The sequence below is a fragment of the Krasilnikovia sp. MM14-A1259 genome (assembly GCF_047159535.1).
In the GTDB taxonomy this organism is placed as follows: domain Bacteria; phylum Actinomycetota; class Actinomycetes; order Mycobacteriales; family Micromonosporaceae; genus Actinoplanes.
Genome location: NZ_BAAGAJ010000002.1, coordinates 3,037,981 through 3,053,370, shown reverse-complemented (window position 1 = coordinate 3,053,370; position 15,390 = coordinate 3,037,981). Strand labels below are relative to the sequence as shown.

General features: G+C 70.9%; 14 protein-coding genes. 7 read left to right on the top strand and 7 right to left on the bottom strand.

The window, feature by feature from the left end; translation table 11 throughout:
- Positions 1-3: 3 nt before the first annotated feature.
- Together ACMCNK_RS13395 and ACMCNK_RS13390 are read right to left on the bottom strand one after the other, a co-directional pair.
- Positions 4-2,247 (bottom strand): MMPL family transporter, encoded by a 2,244-nt coding sequence (locus ACMCNK_RS13395; RefSeq protein ID WP_412736738.1) that lies wholly within the window; start codon positions 2,245-2,247, stop codon positions 4-6.
- Between the two features lie 270 nt (positions 2,248-2,517).
- Positions 2,518-3,309: a hypothetical protein gene (locus ACMCNK_RS13390; protein WP_412736737.1), complete on the bottom strand. Its 792-nt coding sequence runs from the start codon at positions 3,307-3,309 to the stop codon at positions 2,518-2,520.
- Between the two features lie 291 nt (positions 3,310-3,600).
- Between ACMCNK_RS13390 and ACMCNK_RS13385 the strand changes: the two genes are divergently transcribed.
- Positions 3,601-4,461 (top strand): P1 family peptidase, encoded by an 861-nt coding sequence (locus tag ACMCNK_RS13385; protein ID WP_412736736.1) that lies wholly within the window; start codon positions 3,601-3,603, stop codon positions 4,459-4,461.
- Between the two features lie 74 nt (positions 4,462-4,535).
- On the top strand, positions 4,536-5,501 hold the full coding sequence (locus ACMCNK_RS13380) for a hypothetical protein (protein WP_412736735.1): 966 nt from the start codon (positions 4,536-4,538) through the stop codon (positions 5,499-5,501).
- A 14-nt stretch (positions 5,502-5,515) separates the two neighbouring features.
- Here ACMCNK_RS13380 and ACMCNK_RS13375 read toward each other — a convergent pair whose 3' ends face one another.
- Both ACMCNK_RS13375 and ACMCNK_RS13370 read right to left on the bottom strand, forming a co-directional pair.
- Positions 5,516-6,370, bottom strand: a complete 855-nt coding sequence (locus ACMCNK_RS13375) for a helix-turn-helix domain-containing protein (RefSeq protein ID WP_412736734.1) — start codon at positions 6,368-6,370, stop codon at positions 5,516-5,518.
- A complete protein-coding gene (locus ACMCNK_RS13370) occupies positions 6,351-6,872 on the bottom strand; it encodes a DUF6879 family protein (RefSeq protein ID WP_412736733.1) in 522 nt (173 codons plus the stop codon). The genes ACMCNK_RS13375 and ACMCNK_RS13370 overlap by 20 nt, the downstream gene beginning before the upstream one ends.
- A gap of 888 nt (positions 6,873-7,760) precedes the next feature.
- Between ACMCNK_RS13370 and ACMCNK_RS13365 the strand changes: the two genes are divergently transcribed.
- Positions 7,761-8,714: an NAD(P)-dependent alcohol dehydrogenase gene (locus tag ACMCNK_RS13365; protein ID WP_412736732.1), complete on the top strand. Its 954-nt coding sequence runs from the start codon at positions 7,761-7,763 to the stop codon at positions 8,712-8,714.
- A gap of 48 nt (positions 8,715-8,762) precedes the next feature.
- Here the strand turns inward: ACMCNK_RS13365 and ACMCNK_RS13360 are convergent, their stop codons facing one another.
- The 3 genes from ACMCNK_RS13360 to ACMCNK_RS13350 form a co-directional block, all read right to left on the bottom strand.
- Positions 8,763-9,542 carry a hypothetical protein gene (locus ACMCNK_RS13360; protein WP_412736731.1) on the bottom strand — a complete coding sequence of 260 codons (780 nt, stop codon included), beginning with the start codon at positions 9,540-9,542 and terminating at the stop codon, positions 8,763-8,765.
- A 64-nt stretch (positions 9,543-9,606) separates the two neighbouring features.
- Positions 9,607-10,596, bottom strand: coding sequence for an Acg family FMN-binding oxidoreductase (locus tag ACMCNK_RS13355; protein ID WP_412736730.1), 990 nt, complete (start codon positions 10,594-10,596; stop codon positions 9,607-9,609).
- Entirely contained in the window at positions 10,596-12,533 is a 1,938-nt protein-coding gene (locus tag ACMCNK_RS13350; protein WP_412736729.1) for a glycoside hydrolase family 15 protein, read from the bottom strand. Before ACMCNK_RS13350 ends, ACMCNK_RS13355 begins: the two co-directional genes overlap by 1 nt.
- A gap of 157 nt (positions 12,534-12,690) precedes the next feature.
- Between ACMCNK_RS13350 and ACMCNK_RS13345 the strand changes: the two genes are divergently transcribed.
- From ACMCNK_RS13345 to ACMCNK_RS13330, 4 genes are all read left to right on the top strand, one after another.
- Entirely contained in the window at positions 12,691-13,023 is a 333-nt protein-coding gene (locus tag ACMCNK_RS13345) for a PadR family transcriptional regulator (protein ID WP_412736728.1), read from the top strand.
- Positions 13,020-13,781, top strand: coding sequence for a signal peptidase I (lepB, locus tag ACMCNK_RS13340; protein ID WP_412736727.1), 762 nt, complete (start codon positions 13,020-13,022; stop codon positions 13,779-13,781). The genes ACMCNK_RS13345 and lepB overlap by 4 nt, the downstream gene beginning before the upstream one ends.
- Before the next feature lie 134 nt (positions 13,782-13,915).
- Positions 13,916-14,692, top strand: coding sequence for an ABC transporter ATP-binding protein (locus tag ACMCNK_RS13335; protein ID WP_412736726.1), 777 nt, complete (start codon positions 13,916-13,918; stop codon positions 14,690-14,692).
- Positions 14,679-15,374, top strand: a complete 696-nt coding sequence (locus tag ACMCNK_RS13330) for an ABC transporter ATP-binding protein (RefSeq protein ID WP_412736725.1) — start codon at positions 14,679-14,681, stop codon at positions 15,372-15,374. Before ACMCNK_RS13335 ends, ACMCNK_RS13330 begins: the two co-directional genes overlap by 14 nt.
- The last annotated feature ends 16 nt before the right edge of the window (positions 15,375-15,390 follow it).

Below are 15,390 nucleotides of genomic sequence, written 5' to 3'. Positions count from 1 at the left end.
CCGTCAGGCCGCGCCCACCAGTTCGCGGGTCGGCTCCTCGCCCTCCGGCTCCGAGTCCGGCCCGGCCGGGGCCGCGTGCCGGCCGGGGCCGCGCAGGAACCGCGGCGCCCACCAGTTCGCGTTGCCCAGCAGCGTCATCGCGGACGGCAGCACCACCGCCCGGATGATCGTCGCGTCGAGCAGGATGGCCGCGGCCAGCCCGATACCGAGCTGCTTCATGTCGATCGTGCTCAGCGTCGCGAAGATCGAGAACACGGCGACCATGACGATCGCGGCGCTGCTCACCACGCCCGCCGACCCGGCGATGCCCTCGGCGACTGCCTCCCGGTTGGGTACGCCGCGCTGCACCGCCTCACGGATCCGGCTCACCACGAACACGTGGTAGTCCATCGACAGCCCGAACAGCACCACGAACAGGAACAGCGGCAGCCAGGTGACGATCGCACCCATCGAGGTGAACCCGAGGATGCCCTCCGCCCACGTGTGCTGGAAGACGAGCACCAGCAGCCCGTACGCGGCGGCCGCGGACAGCAGGTTGAGCAGGATCGACGTGAGTGCGACCACCACCGACCGGAACGTCCATGCCATCACCAGGAACGTCAGCGCCAGCACGAAGCCCACCACGATCGGCAGTTTGTGCCAGATGTGGCTGGCGTAGTCGTCGCTCTCGGCGACACCGCCGCCCACCGCGTACTCCGCGCCCGGCACGCCGTTCAGCGCGGCCGGAACGAGATCGTCGCGCAGTTTGTGCAGCGATTGCTCCGCCTCGGCGCTGCGCGTCGAGTACGGCGTGGCCACGTTCAGCACGGTCACGGTGTGGTCCGGGGACACCTTGATGTCCGGGCCGGTCTCCTCCAGCTTCGCGAACAGCGGGTCGGCCTGGGCGTTTCCGGCCAGCCGGGTCAGGGCCGCCTTGACCGCGTCCGCCTGGGCGGCCGGGGCCTGCACCACGACGGTGTGGCTGGTGCCGTTGCTCGGGTACGCGGCGGTCAGCCGGTCGTACGCCTGCATGGCGGCCGTCGTACGCGGCAGGTCCTCGGTGCCAGGGAACTTGAGCTTCATCCCCAGGGCGGGCGCGGCCAGGGCCAGCAGCGCGAGCACGCTGACGACCAGGGTGGCCAGCGGCCGGCGCAGCGCCGGGCGCAGCACCATCGGCCAGAACCGGCCCGGCAGCGGCTGCCCGTCCGGGCCGATGCGCCGCGCGGTGAGGCGCCACAGCACCGGCACCCGCGGCCGGTCCACCCAGCGGCCCAGCTTGGCCAGCAGCGCGGGCAGCACGGTCAGGGAGCCCAGCACCGCGACCGCCACGACGAGGATCGAGCCGACCGCCAGCGACGAGAAGATCGCATCGTTGGCGAGGAACAACCCGGCCATCGCGATGATCACGGCCGTACCCGAAACCACCACCGCGTGGCCGGAGGTCTCCGCGGCGATCTCCACCGCGTCGACGTGGCCACGGCCGCGGGCCCGTTCCTCACGTTCCCGGCGTACGTAGAACAGCGAGTAGTCCACGCCGACCGCCATGCCGATGAGCAGGATGACGCTGCTGGTGGAGTCGGTCGACGGCACGAGGTGCGACGCCAGGGTGGACAACCCCATCGCGGCGGCCACCGACGACAGGGCCAGCAGCACGGGTACGCCCGCAGCGATCAGCGCGCCGAACGCGATGATCAGGATGGCCAGCGTCACCGGCAGGCTGAGCAACTCGGCCCGGTGGAAGTCCTTGCCGAGCGTGTCGTCGAGCGCCTTGCTGATGGACGGACCACCCACCTCCTCGATGCGCAGCGCGGGATGCGACTGCTGCACCTTGTCGGTGGCCGCACGCAGCGGTTCGACCCGGTCCGAGGCGGTCTCCGGATCACCGGACATGGTGATCGGGACGAGCAGCGCGGACCCGTCGCGCGCCGGGACCGGCTCGCCGACCCCGGCCACGCCCGGCACCGTACGCAGTGCCGCCGCGGCGTCCTTGGCCGCCGCGCCCGCGGCCGCCTTGTCGAGCGCACCGGAACGGGCGGTGATCAGAACGTTCTCCACGGCCGGTTCGGTGTCGAACTTGCCCTTCTCCATCATCACGGAGGCCCGGCCGGACTCTCCGATCGACATGTCCTTCGCGGTGGTCTCCGTGAGCCCTGCCGCGTTGCCGCCGACGAAGCACACCGCCACGAAAACCACCCACAGCGCCAGAGCCCGCCACGGATGTTCGGCGCTCCAACGCGCCATGCGTACCGTCACCGGTCGCCTGCCCATCTCCGGTTCCCCCTGCCGATCGACGTCGTGTCGCCAATGAACCTAGGCAGGGCGCAGGTTCGGAACATCCGGGTCCGACCCGCGTTGATCCCCGACCGCCCGACGGTGTCGTGACGGTCGGGGACCCGACAGGGAAGGCCCGGATTCTCCGCGTACGGGGGTGGAAATGGGCCGCCGCTCCGCCCGGAGGAGGAGAACGCCGGTGGGGAACCCTGAGGCGGCCTCAGGGTTCCCCCGCTTCACCCCCCGAGGGCGTTCCCCGGCGTGCGCTCAGAGAGACGCGATCGCCGCCTGGGCGACGACGTAGCTCGTGTTGCGGGCCGCCTGCTGGATCTCGGAACTGAAGTCGATCCCGGCCGTGGGAACCGTCTGGCCGCGGCGCAACGACATCATCGTCCAGCCGGTGCCCGTGTCCCCGTTGTACGCGGTGCACCGCAGGTCGACGTCGGTCATGTGCGCGCGCCCGTCTGCGGGGACATCACCCCACAACCCGGTCGCCGTGCAGTACGGCTTCAGTTTCGTCATCACGGTCTGGTCGAGGCTGATCAGCGTGCTGCGCAGCGCGGGGATGCCGCTGGAGAGACCGGACTGAGCGCGGGCCACCAGGGCGATCGGGCCGACGATGTTGGCCGCGAACCCGACCTGATCGATCGCCGCCTTGTCGGAGAGCGTGGTGATCACGGCCTGGGCGCTGGTGACGCACGCCGTGGCGTCGCGGGCGAACGCCTGCTTGGTGTCGGGGCTCATGCCGGGCAGGTCCGCCATGTCGATGACGGCGGCGTTGGCGCAGCCCCGGACCTGGGCCGCGGCGATCCCGTCGATCTCGGTGAGGATCTGCTGCTTGGCGCCGTTGACCGCCGAGATGATCTGCGCGGTTGCCTGCTCCAGCGACATGGTGTGGGTCGTGTACTGCTTGTACGCGTCGTACGCGCTCTTCACAGCCTTGATGACCGCGACGACCGTGCCGGGGTCCACCGCCTGCGCGGGTGCGGCGTTCATGACCAGCATCGACATCGAGGTCACGACCCCGACCGCGATCGTGGCCAACCTTCTACGTGGCATTTCGTGTGCCCTCCTGGGCGATGGTGGCGCGGGCCGACCGACCGGCAGCCCGGACGCCCATCCCCGCGTGCATTCGAGAGCCGCCCGGTTCGGGCGGCCCACCCCACCGGATCACGGCACGTTCCGGGCCAGCAACCCCACAATTGAGGGTGCGGAGCCGGCGGCATCCACGACCTGCCCGACCGTCCTATGTGACCGTTGACACCCGGTGCGCGGGGGCCCGGAACCTCGGGGGTGGCGTTCGTACTTTCACCGCCACCGGGACCGTCCCCTGTGCCAAGCTCGACGGTTATGACACCACCACCACCGCAGTTGTTGTCGGCGTTCGCGGGGCACTGGACCGGGTCGGGGACCGGGGTCACGGTGGTCCTCCCGCCGCCGGGCACCGTCGGATCCGGCGAGGTGCGCGGCGGCGCCCCGGCGACCCGCGAGTTCGCCCTGCTCGACCCGACCCGCCTGGTCGACCGGGTGGACGCGGTGGTGCTTTCCGGGGGCTCGGCGTTCGGGCTGTCCGCGGCGGACGGGGTGATGGAACTGCTGCGCGAGCGCGGCCAGGGCTTCCCGACGCCCGCGGGCCCCGTCCCGATCGTCGTGGGCATGTCCGTCTTCGACCACTCCGTCAGAACCGGGCCGCCCGGGGCCGACGCGGGCCGGTCGGCCGTGCGCGCGGCGTGGGCGGGCGAGCCACTGACGGCGGGCCGGGTCGGCGCCGGCACCGGCGCCTCGACCGGCGGCTGGCGAGGGCGGCGCGACCCGGGCGGGGTGGGCTGGGCGACCTGCAGCGCCGGGGCGGCCGACGTGGCTGCCGTGGTGGTTGTCAACGCGTGGGGCGACGTCCTCGACGCCGAAGGCCGCCCGTCGGGTGACGGAGCGGTCCCGGTTTCCGCGCCCCCGTCCGGCTTCCTGCAGAACACGACCATCGGTGTGGTGCTGACGAATGCGACGTTGGCCAAGAACGATTGCTTTCTGCTGGCGCAGAGCGGGCACACCGGTTTCGCGCGAGCGATTCACCCGGCCCATTCCCGCTTCGACGGAGACGCCGTCGTCGCGCTGGCCACCGGGGAAATCGCCGCCGAGGTCAGCCTGGAGCTGATCAGGGCGGTCGCGGTGGACGCGGTGATAGCCGCGGTCCGTACGGCCGTCGCGGCGTAGCAGCGCGGTCGGTACATTGGCATCCGTCAATGTACCGACCGATGGTGGGAGCTGCACGCATGTACGTTCCGGGCATGAGCCGGTTGTTCGTCCCGCACCGCGCCATATTCACCCAGGTCTTCCAGCCCATCACGCACAACCTCGGCGGCTATTCGTCCGGGCTGACCCACCTGCACGCCCGGATCACACCGCTGACCACGCAGTCACATCTCAGAGGCACGGAGTGGACCGGGTTCCGGCACGACTCGCTCCGTGTGTTCTCCGAAAGCCGGGCCGAGCATCACCAGCTCCACGCCGCGACGATGGAGCCGGTGCTGGGCGCCTTGCACGGCAACGAGTTCCGGACGACGGTCGAACGGTTCACCGACGAGCACCGCAACTACATCCTGGGCCTGTCCGCCACCATCCAGGAGGGCCAGCAGGACGTCAACGAGGTCGACGCGGCGCTGGAAGAAGCCGAGAACGGCAACAACTACCCCGAGAACGGCGACCCCGAAAGCTGTTCGGGCCACCTGGCCGAGGCCGCGTTCCGGGTCGTCCGCGGTCTCGCCGCCCTCTGCGAGCGGATCACGAGGGCGCAGCACGAGCTCAGCCACTGGGGCGATTCGCTGCCCACGGAAGCTGCGGCCGATCAGCCCGATCCGGCGGCCATGGAGGGCTCCCGCCAGCACGCCGTGCGGGTCCTGGAGGAAGTCTCGGCCGAGCACCGGTTCTCGGTCGCGGTCATCGCGCTGCGCGCGGTCGCGCCGTTCTATCAGGTGGCCGGTGAATTCGGCTCAGGCGACATCGGGGCACACTACGAAAGCGTCCGGCAGTCGCTGGCGCAGCTTCCCACGCTGCACAATCTGATGGCGTTCGCCCGCACCGAGACCGAGGACTTCTGGCAGCACCAGCCGGGCTTCGCCGGGACCGCCGGAAGTGCACTCTCCGCCAACGACCGCTACACCATCCTGTACAACCGCCGGCTCGAATGGGAAGGCGAACTCAACGAGGAGGACCGGGGCTGGTGGAACGCGCGCAAGACGGAAGCCGGCGAATAGCCTGACCGCCGAATTCACCTCTGTGGTCTGTCGCGGATGCGGCTGATGACGTCGTGAGCCTCCCGGCCGTAACGGGCTTCCCTGCGGAGTTCGTCGAAGAGCCTGGCATAGCGCGCGATCTCCTGTGGCCGGGTGACTTTGATGGCCGCCGTCGGAGTCTCCAGCGCGACAGCATTGTCGTCGAAAATCCAGAAGCCGACGGAAGCGATGGCGCGACGCTGGGCGTCGGCCGGGATGACACCGACGGAAACGAACGGCAGTCGCATCAGCGTCTGCAGATGGGTCAGCTGGTCGGCGTGCTCCAGCGGGCTGCCGCGTCGGGTGCGCAGCGCCTGCTCGCCGAGGATCACGGCGATGCGCTTGGCCGGCATGAGGGCGGAGGCCGTACGCTCCGCCCTCATCGCAATCGTGGCCTCGGTGTCATCCGGGGCGTCCAGGAACGCATACCAGAAGGAAAGCATCCGCCGGAGGTAGGACTCGGTCTGGAAGATCCCGGGCAGAATGGTCGGCTCGTGGATGCGGAAAGTGGTCGTGCGCCGATAGGTCGCAATCGAATGCAGATCACCGAGGCGGCGCATCCCGGCACGCGCCTGGCGCGCCCATTCCAGGTAGGCAGACTCGACCGACCGGGCCGTGGCGATCAGTTCGGTGATCTCGTCGGCTGCGCCGCAGGCGGTGCACCAGTCACGGATATTCGCCTCGGTGGGCGCTTGTATGCCGTGCTCGATGCGGCTGATCCGCGTGAAGTGCTGGCCCGTGGCGGCGGCCAGGGCCTTGCCCGTCAGCCCGGCAGCACGGCGTAATTGGCGCAGGCGGTTGCCGAGTTCCGTTCGGGCCTGGGCAACGGAGCTACTGGGGTCGGTAGTCACGTACGGGTGTGGACAGGTCCCATACCGTCTCAAAGGCTTGACTGCAAGCTCTCACCAGCGCCCTATCGGTGCTTGTCTGGAATGAAGCGTTCGTGCCCGCACCGGTGTAGTGGAGGAAAAGCGCGATCTTGTCGTCGAAGACGTAGAAGTCCCCGCTGCCAGGCAGCGCAACGGTGGCAAGCCGGGGGCGCGGCAGATACCGGATGTCCTCGCCGGCCTCCGTGAACAGGCCGGCGTGGCTCATCGTCCAGCGTTGGTAGTCACTCAGCGGTTCGGACACGATGCGGGCCCGCCGACACGTACGTCCCGCCGCGCGGTGCCCTCGCAGCATTTCCAGCCACCAACCGAGCCAGGAGAAGTCGTCCGGCTCACCGCGCCGCCACTTGGCCATGTGCGGCAGTTCCGCCTCGGTCCCGTAGGAATCGCGAGTCTCAAGGTGCACGAACGACTTGTCGATGCCGCGACACAGCGAATTGAGGTCGTCGTGGGTGGCCGGCACCATCATTGCCTGCCCGCGGCGAAGAAAGGCACGAGTCGATCAGGGATCTCCACACACGACTCGCCGGCCGGGATGTCCATCGCCGCCAGTGCGGACGGGTCAGTGACGATCCAGCCTTGAACCACCCAGGATCCGCGGTCCGTGCGGTACAGCGTTGGTGAGCCGCTCGGCTCGGAACCAGGGTCCTTGGCTACGAATGTCAGCTCCACAATGGCCTCCGATGGGGACTTTGGGGCACCCTGCCGCCATGGTTCCGGCCGGTCCGGCACGCGTCAAGCTGCAAATCTCTGCAAACTGCTCGAGCGTCGCAACGACGCAGCCATAACGTCGATTCGCGGATACATCCGGTCGCTCGTCCCAGTCCGACCGGCCGGATGGGCAGATGTCGACGGAAGGACCGAGGAGTGGATGACCATGCGTTTCCGATGGTGGAGGCGGAAGGCGAGCAGTCGGCCGACGGAGGACATATGCGGGCCGGCCACCGCGTACGCGAGCCGAAGCGGTGCCCATCCACCACCGGACCGGAGCCGGTCGACCGTACCCATGCCGACCGTTGTGCCCCTGCGGATCCCGGCCCAGAAAGCGCGCGCGAATCCATCATTCGTGTCCACCAGCCGCACCGGCCCGATTGGCTGTGCAATGCCTGCCGAGCACCGTGGCCCTGTGGGCCGTACCGGCAGCACATCGTTCCCGACTCCCCGACAAGTCAACTCGCAATCCTGATGGCCTCTTGGATGACGGAGGCCGTCGGCGATCTGCCCGAGTCGACGCCGGGTGCGCTCTGGGATCGGTTCCTAGCCTGGACACACCGACCGCCGCTTGAGGTGTGAATGCGTGACGGTGTGCGTGTCCGTGACCGCCCTGCTTGCCTGAAGGGCTGAGGATGGGTGGATGAGAGCGGTCGTGTACGACCGGTACGGGCCCCCGGATGTGTTGCGCATCGAGGACGTCCCCAAGCCGTCCCCGGCCCCCGGTCAGGTGCTGATCAAGGTCGCGGCGACCTCGGTCAATCTGAGCGACTGGGAGTCCCTGCGAGGCTCGCCGTTGTATTCGCGCATCGGCGGGCTGCGCGTCCCGGCCCGCCGGATACTCGGGTCGGACATCGCCGGGTGGGTCGATGCGGTCGGCCCGCAGGTCGCCCGGTTCCGGCCCGGTGATGAGGTGTACGGCGACAACCTCAGGCTCAAGGGCGGCTTTGCCGAGTACGCGGCGGCCCCCGAGTCGGCGTTGGCCGCCAAACCCTCCGCGCTGACGTTCGCGGAGGCGTCGACGATTCCGCAGGCGGGGGTGATCGCGTGGCAGGGGACCGCGGGCGTCGCGACCGGGCACCGAGTCCTGGTCAACGGTGCTGGCGGCGGGTCGGGATCGTTTGCGATCCAGCTCGCCAAGCGACTCGGCGCCGAGGTCACCGGCGTCGACAACGCGGACAAGCTCGACTTCATGCGGTCGGTCGGCGCGGACCACGTCATCGATTACCGGCGCGGGGACTTCACCCGCAACGGCCCGTACGATCTCATCCTCGATCTTGTCGCTCACCGGTCCGTGTTCGCCTACCGCCGGGCCCTGGCCCCCGGCGGCCGTTACCGGTGCGTCGGCGGGTCGGTGTCGGCGCTGCTGAGGATCCTGACGGTCGGCTCGCTGGCCGGCGTCCTCACCCGGCGCCGTCTCGGCGTGCTCGCGGTCAAGGAGGGGCCTGCGTACTTCGGGCCGGTCGCCGATCTGTGCGTGGCCGGTGGCCTCGCCATCCACATCGACCATACGGTCGGCCTCGACGAGGTGCCCGCGGCGCTGGCCCACGTGGGCGAGGGGCGTGCCCTCGGCAAGGTGGTCGTGACGGTGAACTGACCCGGAGGCACCGCAGGCTGCCTGGTGGCGAATGCCGCCGGGGCTCGATCAGCCGGTCGGCATCGGGGAGGCGGAGCCTTCGTGCAGCGCGGCGAGTTCCTCGGCGGTGCCCACGCGGTCCCGACACTCTGGATGGTCGAGGTAGCGGCGCAGGGTGTGGGCGAGGAACGCCGGGTCCACGTGCAGCGGGTATGCCGGGAGACGCCAGGGCAGGAACCACAGGGGCGCATCGGCGGGCGGTTGCCGGTACAGCGTGATCTCCCTGGGGTTTGGTGTGGCCGGGAGCGCAGGTCCGCCCGGAACCAGCTCGTCCCAGCGGAACCCACGCGACCTCACCAGCCCCTGCAGGACGACGCCGCGCGGGTCCAGCATCAGCCGTGGCCGATTCGCCAGCGCCATCGCGATGCCCGCGGCCAGCGCCACTACCGCGAGGGCGATCCCGACGTCGGTGACCGCTCCCAGGTCGGCGATCCGCATCCGGTCCGTGTCCGGAACGCGCTCGCGGGGCACCAGGGCGGCGCTCGCCCAGCCGATGACCACGGCCTGCGGGCCGCCCAAGCGCGGGGACAGGTCGGCGACGAAGTGGCGCCGGTCGGCGTCCACGCGCCACGTCGGCGGGCGCCGCCACACGCGGCGGGTGCACCACCAGTAACCGCCGAGCGGGATCACCACGGCGACGACCTGTGCGCCCATCAGGGCGCCGAGACTGAGCGACGCCGGGTCCAGCCGCAGCGCCAGCGGAAAAGCCCAGAAATCGGCCAGGAGGCGCAGACCGAACGCCATCAGCACGAACGGCACGGCGATGCGATGGGCGGCGCGGACGGTCACCACGGCAGCGTACGGGCGGGACAGCACTGCCAGATCCGCCGTTGGTGCGGCCCAGGCAATACGGTCAGCCGCCGAATCCGAACACCGTGCCGGGCCGGCGGCGCGGGGTGGGCGGCGGTGCGTCCGGTTCTACGGCCATGCCGATGCGCAGCACCAGGTACGGCACGTCTGCGTCCGGGAGCAGGTCCCGCACGATCCGGCGCGCGTCGGTCACCTCCAGGATGTCGCTCATCGGCGCGGTGGCCAGCCCCTCCACCACCGCGGTCAGCAACACCGCGGACAGCGCTTCCCCCGCGCGCAGCCGGTCGCCCGGGGCGTCGCCGGGGCCGTGCAGGATCGCGTACGTGGTGCCCCGGTCGTCGCCCGCACCCGCGGTGAGGCCCGCGGTGTCGACCGAGGGCAGGTAGTCGCGGACCGGGACCCGGTGCGGGCCGGGCCGAACGGCAGTGCCCGCCGGGACGCCGTCCTCGCTGCCCGGCGGCGCCCCGGTCCACCGCGCGGCCATGGCCCGGTACGCCGGGTCCGCCTGTTCCGTGGTCGCGGCCGTCACGGCGGCCCGCGCCAGCGTCGGCACGTCGTCGTCCGGGATCGTGTGCAGCCCGGTGCGTTCGGCGCTGGCCGCCGCGCCCAGCCGGGCCAGCGCGGCGGCGCTCACGGGATTCGGGCCGTACGGGCGCCGGTCGGTGTGCCGCGCCGGGATCGCCCCACGCAGCCGGCGTACCTGAGGGGTCGGGTCGGCCCGGCCGCGGACGTCGAGCCGTGCCAGCAGGTCCGGCTCGGCCGGGTCGGGGAACCGGGACACGTCCGCGAGGCGCCCGGCGGCGGCCAGGGCGAGCCGCGCGTGATGCAGTGCGGCGCCGCAACTGAGCAGCATCTGGTGCCCGGCCGGGTCGGCGGGGGTCAGTTGCAGTTGCGGGTCGCGCCGCAGTTCGAGGGTGTGCGGGCCGACCCGCCACCGCCACGGCTGGGTGTTGAACACCGACGGCGCGCGCTGCGCCACCCGGGCCGCGTCGGCGAGCGTGCGTTCCAGATCGGTGTGCGGGGCGGCCGACATCAGGCACCGGCCACGTTGGCCGGGCTGAACTGGCCCGGCGTCACGCTCTGCTCGGCGCGGATGACGTGCATGACCGCGTTGATCAGGGCCAGGTGCGTGAACGCCTGCGGGAAGTTGCCCAGGTGCCGGCCGCTGTACGTGTCGATCTCCTCGGCGTACAGCTCCAGGGGGCTGGCGTAGGCGAGCAGGCGTTCGCACAGTTTGCGGGCCTGATCCACCTCGCCGATCTCGACCAGCGCCGACACCAGCCAGAACGAGCAGATCGTGAACGTGCCCTCCTCGCCGGACAGTCCGTCGTCGGTCTCCTCGACCCGGTAGCGCAGCACCAGCCCGTCGACGGTCAGCTCGTCCGCGATGGCTTGCACGGTGGCCCGGATCCGGGTGTCGTCGGCGGGCAGGAAACGCATCAGCGGCAACAGCAGCAGCGAGGCGTCCAGGGCGGTCGAACCGTACCGCTGCACGAAGACACCGCGGGCGTCGACGCCTTTGGCGCACACCTCGTCGTGGATCTGGTCGGCGAGGGTCTGCCACTTCTCGGCGTACTCGGGCTCGTCGTAGAGGCGGGCCAGGCGGGCGCCGCGGTCGAGCGCCACCCAGCACATCACCTTGCTGGAGACGAAATGCTGGGGCTCACCGCGGACCTCCCAGATGCCGCGGTCGGGTTCCTCCCAGTGCTCGGCCGCCTGTTCCACCTGGCGTTTGAGTACGGGCCACAGCGACTCGGGCAGTTGCTCGCGGGACCGGGCGTGCAGGTAGACCGAGTCCAGCACGGCACCCCACACGTCGTGCTGTTTCTGTTTGTACGCCGCGTTGCCGAGCCGTACCGGGAACGCACCCTCGTATCCGGACAGGTGTGGCAGCGACTCCTCCTCGATCTCCCGTTCACCGCCGACCCGGTACATGACCTGCAGTTCGTGCCCGTCCTTGCAGGCGTCGTGGATGAAGTAGAAGAAGTCGTTGGCCTCGCGGTCGAATCCGAGCGTGTACAGGCCCCACAGGGCGAACGTGGAGTCGCGCACCCACGCGTATCGGTAGTCCCAGTTGCGTTCGCCTTTCGGGCTCTCCGGCAACGCCATGGTGGCCGCGGCCAGCAGCGCGCCGGACGGGGCGTACGTGAGGCCTTTGAGGGTGAGTGCGCTGCGCTGCAGGTAGCTGCGCCACGGGTGGTCGGGGAACTCGCCCAGGGTGATCCACTGCCGCCAGTACTCGGAGGTGCGGCCCATCCGGCACATGGCGTCGTCCAGCGTGAGCGGGGGCGGCAGCGCCGACCAGCTCAGCGCCACGAAGTGGCTGTCGCCCTCGACCATCCGGGTCCGGGCGTTCAGGCCGCGCCCTTCGATGCCGGGGCGCAGGTCCGTGGTGAGGCGCAGCGTGATGTCACCGTCGGGGTACTCCGCGACGACCTCGCCGTAGCCGGGGCCTTCGTAGCGCCACGACGGTTCGCGGCGGCCGTAGTCGAACACCGGCTCGCACGTCATGGACAGGTCGACGGACCCGCTGACACAGCGCACCGTACGCAGCAGGCAGTGCTCGGCGTCGTAGTCGGTGGGGGAGCGGCGGTGGGTACGGGAGCGTTCCTCGACGTTGTGCCACGGGCCCATGCACAGCGCATCCCGGACGATCAGCCACCCCGTACGGGTCTGCCAGGTCGTCTCCAGCATCAGGCTGCCCGGCAGGTAGCGGCGCGCGGCGGGCACCATCTCGTCGTACGGGCCGAGCCGGAACGCGCCCGCGCTGCGGTCCAGCATCGTCGTGAACACGCTCGGTGCGTCCGGCCGCGGCAGGCACATCCACTCGACCGCCCCGTTCGGGGCGACCAGGCAGTTGACCTCGCAGTCCGAGAGGAACGCGTAGTCGGCGATCGGCGGGAACGAGCTGCGCCCCGTCTGCGGGGGCGGCAACAGCGTGGCTTCGGAGTCCGGCGGTGCCTTCTCCATACCGCCGATCGTCGCCCGGCCGGACCGGCCCGCGCTACCCGTTGCCCCACGATCGGTGGTGCCGAGGCGGAAACGACGAGTGAATTCTCGTGGCCGACGTCGGAGACGTCAGAAAAAAGCCCTGGTCAAGGGTGGTCTAGTTATGTAGAGTTTCGCCGTGCCTCGAACCCCTCATACCTCACCGCAGACCCTCGCGGTCTTCCGCGCGCTGATGGCCGCCCCCGACCGGTGGCGCTACGGCTACGACCTGAGCCGGGAGACCGGCCTCGCCTCCGGGACCCTGTATCCGATCCTCATGCGGCTCGCCCAACAGCGCCTGCTCGACACCGGATGGGAACCGTCCGACGAGCCCGGCCGCCCACCCCGTCACACGTACCGGCTGACCGCCGACGGGGCGGTTCTCGCCGCCGAACGCCTCGACCGGTCGGCCGCCCCGGTCGCGCCCGTCCGGCGCGGCGGCCCCCGCCTCGCGTTCGGGGTGTTCCGGTGAGCGCCGTGACCGGTCCGCTGCTGGACCGCCCGACACAGACCGACGGCGTGATCCGCCGGTGGGCGTACCAGGCGCTGGCCGTCGCGGTGCGCGGGCGCGGCAGCGAGGGCGGCCCGTGGGGCGAGGCCGCACTGCGCGAGTTCTCCCACACCCGGGGGACGTGGGAGGCGCTGAGCTGGTCGTTCGGCGGCATCCGGACCGCCGTACGGGAGCGGCGCGCCCGGAGCGCCGAACTGCCCGCGAAGGTACGGCTGCGCCGCCGCATCGTGGTCACCGCGATCGCCGTGCTGGCGCTGGCCGCCGGGGTGCACCAGTGGGTGCTCACCCCCATGTATGTGCCGTCGGGGGCGATGGAGCCGGGTCTGCAGGTCAGCGACCGCTGGCTGATGGACCGGGTCGGGTTCCGGATGACCGGGCTGCACCACGGCGACGTGGTCGCGTTCCGGACGGAGGACGACGACACCGTGCTGGTGCGACGCGTGATCGGGCTGCCCGGCGACACGATCACCTGCCGGGACGGCCGGGTCCTGCGCAACGGCACCGCGGTCGACGAACCGTACCTGGCTGCCGGGACGCGTACCGAGTGTCCGACCACGACCGTCACCACGGGCAGCGTGTACCTGCTCGCAGACAATCGGGGGGTGGCGGTCGAGGTCCCACCGGTATCGGGGGACCGGGTGGAGGGCCGGATGCTGAGTCACTTGCCGCGATTCTGGCCGGTGTTCTCGGTGCCGCAGGCGGCGACCGCGTCCTCCTGATCGGGTGGCGCCCCGGATGGGGCGCCACCCCATGACATCGTTCGAGCCTGTGTGATCCGCACACATGGCTGTGCAGGTCAACCGCCCATAGTGTCTCGCGTCACAGGCGCCTCCGCTCCGGTGGCGCCCGCGACATGTGGGAGGCGACCACCGTGGAGCGGCCGATCCTGCAGGCGCGCGGCCTCGGCAAGAGGTTCCGCGGGTTCCCGGCCGTGGGCCGCGTGGACCTCGACGTGGCACCGGGCAGCGTGCACGCGCTCGTCGGGCCCAACGGCGCCGGCAAGACCACCCTGTTCAACCTGCTGACCGGTTTCCTGCGCCCGTCCGCGGGGCGCATCACGTTCGACGGCCGCGACGTCACCGGCCTTGCCCCTGACCGGGTCGCCCGGCTCGGGGTGGCCCGCTCGTTCCAGATCACCACGCTGTTCCCACAGGTCACGGCGCGTGAGCACGTCGAACTTGCGGCGCAGGCGCGGACCGGGCTGGGCTGGCGGTTCTGGCGTTCCGAGCGGCGGCTCGGCCGGTTCCGGGACCGCGCCGAGCACCTGCTCGACGAGGTGGGGCTGGCCGACGCCGCACATGTCCCGGCCGCCGAACTCGCGTACGGGCGCAAGCGCGCCCTCGAACTCGCCGTGGCGCTGGCCCTGGACCCGCGGGTGCTGCTGCTCGACGAACCCACCGCGGGCATGGGCGCCGAGGACGTGGACCGCACCATCGCCCTGATCTCCCGGATCCGCACCGGCCGCACCGTCGTGATGGTCGAGCACAACATGACCGTCGTACGGAGCCTGGCCGACCGGGTCACGGTGCTGCAGCACGGCGACGTCCTGGTCGAGGGCGGCTACGCCGACGTCCGCGCCGACCCGCGCGTGATCACCGCGTACCTGGGAGAGGCGCATGCTGACCGTTGACCGTCTGCGCGCCGGGTACGGAGAGGCGCAGGTGCTGCGCGACGTCAGCCTGACCGTGGCCCCGGGCGAGATCGTCACGCTGGTCGGCCGCAACGGCGCCGGCAAGACCACGCTGCTGCGTTGCCTCATGGGGCTGCACACCCCGTCCGGCGGGCGCCTGGAGTTCCTCGGTGACGCCCGCTTCCACACCCGGCCCGCGTACCGGCGCGCCCGGGCCGGGCTCGGGTACGTGCCCGACGACCGCGGCATCTACGCCACCCTCAGCGTCGAGGAGAACCTGCTGCTGCCGCCGGTCGTCGGGCCGGATCCGTGGCCCCTGGACCGGATCTACGCCACGTTCCCGGTTCTGAAACAGCGCCGCCGCGCGGCGGGCACCCACCTGTCCGGCGGGGAGCAGCAGATGCTGGCGCTGGCCCGCGTGCTGCGCAGCGGAGCCCGGCTGCTGCTGTGCGACGAACCCACCGAAGGGCTCTCACCGCTGCTGGTGCACCAGATCGGCGACATCCTGCGGCAGATCAAGGCCGCCGGGGTCACGGTGCTGCTCATCGAACAGAACCTGCATTTCGCCACGACCGTCGCCGACCGGCATCACCTGCTCGCCGAGGGCCGGGTGGTCGAGGCGCTCGACAACGACCAGGTGCGCGAACGCGAACACGAACTGCTCGCGTACCTCGGCGTCTGAGAACACACCCTCGAGG